Source organism: Dietzia sp. SLG310A2-38A2 (genome assembly GCF_014145095.1).
Classification (GTDB): Bacteria; Actinomycetota; Actinomycetes; order Mycobacteriales; family Mycobacteriaceae; genus Dietzia.
This window is the reverse complement of record NZ_JAALDX010000112.1, coordinates 1-2,846: the sequence shown is the minus strand read 5'-3', so window position 1 is coordinate 2,846 and position 2,846 is coordinate 1. Positions and strand designations below refer to the sequence as shown.

At 70.3% G+C, this 2,846-nt stretch carries 3 protein-coding genes and 1 tRNA gene; 1 reads left to right on the top strand and 3 read right to left on the bottom strand.

Going from position 1 to position 2,846, the window contains the following annotated elements; genetic code table 11:
• On the bottom strand, window positions 1-1,038 hold a 1,038-nt coding region (locus G6027_RS04330), incomplete at its 3' end, for a PEP/pyruvate-binding domain-containing protein (RefSeq protein ID WP_241726814.1).
• 104 nt (window positions 1,039-1,142) lie between these two features.
• On the opposite strand from G6027_RS04330, the gene G6027_RS04325 reads away from it, so the two are divergent.
• A complete protein-coding gene (locus G6027_RS04325) occupies window positions 1,143-2,093 on the top strand; it encodes a methyl-accepting chemotaxis protein (protein WP_241726813.1) in 951 nt (316 codons plus the stop codon).
• Between the two features lie 63 nt (window positions 2,094-2,156).
• On the opposite strand, the gene G6027_RS04320 is transcribed toward G6027_RS04325, so the two are convergent.
• Together G6027_RS04320 and G6027_RS04315 are read right to left on the bottom strand one after the other, a co-directional pair.
• Window positions 2,157-2,227, bottom strand: a tRNA-Gly gene (locus G6027_RS04320).
• Between the two features lie 46 nt (window positions 2,228-2,273).
• Window positions 2,274-2,543 carry a hypothetical protein gene (locus tag G6027_RS04315; RefSeq protein ID WP_182635716.1) on the bottom strand — a complete coding sequence of 90 codons (270 nt, stop codon included), beginning with the start codon at window positions 2,541-2,543 and terminating at the stop codon, window positions 2,274-2,276.
• Between the last annotated feature and the right edge of the window lie 303 nt (window positions 2,544-2,846).

Here is a 2,846-nt window from a genome sequence, read left to right as displayed (position 1 = left end):
GACGATGGGGTCGACGTCGGTGTCGGTCGCGGCCCCGTCGTCGCTCGTGCCGGCCGCCCCGCCCGCCGGATCCCCGGTCGTCGCCCGCCCCACGAGGGTGGTGATCGGCCGGGTCTGGACGAGGTAGAGCCCGCCGTCCTCGATCGCGAACTCGGTGTCCTGCGGTATGCCGTAGTGCGCCTCGGACGCCATCGCCAGTCGGGCGACGGCACGCACCTGCTCGTCGTCGAGGACGCGGGCGTTCTGCATCTCCTCGGGGACGGGGACGAGTCCGTCGTCGGTCCTGCCGGCGACGATCCGCGCGACCTTCCGGCCCACGTGGGCGGTGAGGATGCGCAGGTCGGATTTGGCGACGACGTAGGTATCGGGTTCGACCTTCCCGCCCACGACGACCTCCCCGAGTCCGAAGGCCGCCTCGATCACCACCCGGTCGGTCTGGGAGGTGCGGGGGTCCGCGGTGAAGGCGACCCCGGAGGTGTCGGAGCGGACCATCCGTTGGACGACCACGGCGATGGAGGGCTCCTCGTCGTACCCCGACACCGCGCGGTAGGTCATCGCCCGCGGGGACCACAGCGAGCACCAGCACTTGCGGACCGCGTCGAGCAGGGCGTCCCCGCCGACGACGTCGGTGTACGACTCGTGGATCCCGGCGAACGACGTGTCGCCGGCGTCCTCGGCGGGGGCGGAACTGCGGACCGCGACGGGGACGTCGGTGCCCAGCGCGCGGTAGTGCTCGAGGATCGACCCGCGCAGCCGGACCGGAAGCTCCACCTCCGCGACGGTCCGCGTGAGGTCCTGCGACCTGGCGATGAGCTCGGCCTCGGTGAGTCCCTCCTCCGGAACCCGCTCGGAGTGGAGGCGCGCGCGGACGCCGCCGGCGTCCATCGCCTCCAGGTACGCCGACTGGCCGATCGCGAACCCGGGTGGCACGGCGAGCCCGGCGCCCGTCATCTCCCCGAGGTTGGCGGACTTGCCTCCGTACTCGGGCGCGTCGCCGAGCCGTAGATCGTCGAAGGTCGTGACCCGCTGTGCGTCCATCTCGTACCCCTTCCGGGAACGCGATCCGGCCTGTCTGCCCGCCGCTTCCTCCATGGTGCGCTGATCGGGACGTCCCGGGTGGGATGTTCGGGCAGAATCGATCCATGGCTGACATGCAGGTCCGGGTCCCGTCCCCCTCGTCCCTCGTCCAGAGCGCGTTCCGGGTGGTCGAGTGGGAACTCTCGATGGCGCGGGAGTTCCTCCTCCTGCCCGCGCGGGTGATGGCGCTCCTGGAGGACGTGGAGTCCATCGTGCGGCGGGTCCAGCGGCTACTGGACGAGGTCGAGCGGACCGTCTCGTCGATCGACCGCATCGTGGTGACGGCCGCGGAGACCGTCGACGGGGTACGGACCACGGTCTCGCGGGCCGACCGGGTGGTCGTCGACGTCGAGCGCACGGTCTCCTCCGCCGACTCGATCGTCACCCGCGTGGGGTCGACCGTGGACTCGGCGGACGGGATCGTCGGCAGGGTCGGTTCGACGGTGGACTCGGCCGACGGGATCGTGGCCCGTATCGGTGCGACCGTGGACGTCGCGGACGACCTGGTGATCGAGGCCGGTGGCCTGATCGGGCGCGTCGAGCCCCTCCTGGATTTCGCAGATTCGGCACTGGCGCCCGTCAAGCCCGTGGTCGAGGCCCTGTTGGTCGACGCCGAACTTTCGCCGGAGACCGCCAGGAAGGTGGCGATCCGCCTCACCGAGGTGCTGGTGTGGACGGACAAGACCATCGCGCTTCTGGAACCGATCGCCGACGAGATACTCGAATCGGTCAGTTCCGAGGAGATCAAGGCGGTCGTACAGTTCATCGACCACCTGCCCGCGTTGGGCGACAGCCTCGAGAACGACGTGATGCCGGTGCTCGCCTCGCTGGACACCGTGGCTCCCGAGGTCCACCAGATCCTCGAGGTGGCGCAACAGTGTCTCGAAGCGGTCCAGGGCATCCCCGGTTTCCAGCTCCTGCGGCGCCGCGGGGGCGACAACGGTAACGGCAAGGGCGGGTCGTCAGGGGCGGGGTCGGGACGGACCGAGCCGGGGCGTCCCGGGCCGGATGCGTGACCGCCATGAGCACCCGGTGAAATGACTCGAGGCCCTCCCGTGACGGGAGGGCCTCGATCTCTGAGCCGATGACGGGAATCGAACCCGCGCTGTCTGCTTGGGAAGCAGAAGTTCTACCATTGAACTACATCGGCGATGCTGCCCGAAGGCCGGTTCAGATTAGCACGAAGGCTCCGGCCGTCAGCTGTTCCGGGGTCCCTTCCGGGCGGCCTTCCGCTTGGCCCCGGTGGTCATGGGGCGCCTGGTCTGGCCGAGCGAGGCCCGGGGCACGAACCCGAATCCGACGCCGCCGACGACCGCCACGGCGAGCGCGCCGAGGATCCACGGGGTGAGCGAACCGCCGCCGGTCAGGCCCATCATCACGATGAGGGCGGCGATGCCCACGCACACCCAGGACCAGACGGTCCATCGCCAGATGTACTTCGAGGGCTCTTCCCTGAACTCGTCCATACCCCCGATTCCACCATGTATGCGCGGTGCGGCGCATATCCGCGGTCGCCCCAGGGGTGCTCGTCGCGGGCAGTGGTGTGGCCGGTCTCACGAGGATCCGGTGCGTACACGGGTATGGAACCGGCGCCGATCGACGCTGAAATGGATGAGAGTCCGTTTCAGGGGCCGGGTGCCCGGCCGGCGGACGACCCCGCCAGGAGGAAGAGCTATGGACGACGTGACGGAGCGGCCGATCGCCGAGCGTGTGCGGACCGTCCTGGCGCGCGGCGCCGCCGGCACCGTCGGTTCGGGCCTCCTGACCCG